Below are 792 nucleotides of genomic sequence, written 5' to 3' on the forward strand. Positions count from 1 at the left end.
TCGAAAAACTGCGCAGAGTGGTTTATCTGCGATTTGGCCATGATGCTAGGGGATTACGTAAGCGTACCTATTTTCCCTACCGCAGGGGCCGACACGATTGAATACTGTGTAACTCACAGTGAAAGTAAGGCGCTGATCGGGGGGAAGCTTGATGACCCAGCAGCAACTCAGCAAGTCATTGATGCCATGCCAGAGCTTATCAGCATCGCGCTGCCGTATGATTCAGCACCACAATGCCAATACCAGTTCAACGCATTGATTGCGGATGCCGTGCCAAGTGAAGAGCGTCCACAACACTACGATGATAAGTTGATGTCATTGGTGTATACCTCCGGCACATCAGGTTTGCCAAAAGGCGCAATGCTGACTTACGGAGCGTTTAGTTGGTCGGTACAACAGCTGATCAACCACATCGGCATTCAAGCTAACGACCGACTCTTTTCCTACCTACCATTGGCACATATTACTGAACGCGTTTATATTTTTGGTTCATCCATCATGGGTGGCGTACCAACGGCTTTCCCAGAGTCGCTCGATACTTTTATCGAAGACGTGAAAATGCACCGCCCAACCTTGTTCATTTCTGTACCGAGATTATGGACTCTGTTCCAGCAACGCATTCAAGACAAACTTCCACAGAAAAAATTGAATTTCTTACTGAAAATACCGCTCGTAAATTCGCTGATTAAGAAAAAGCTCGCCGAAGGGCTGGGGTTAGATCAAGCGCGAGTTTTGGGTTGTGGTTCTGCTCCGGTATCACCCGCACTATTAGATTGGTACCACAGCGTTGGC

General features: G+C 48.0%; 1 protein-coding gene. It reads left to right on the plus strand.

The annotated features are described in order from the left end of the window. On the plus strand, positions 1-792 hold a 792-nt coding region (locus R7040_RS25865), incomplete at both ends, for an AMP-binding protein (protein ID WP_318097489.1).

Source organism: Vibrio sp. 1069 (assembly GCF_033340555.1).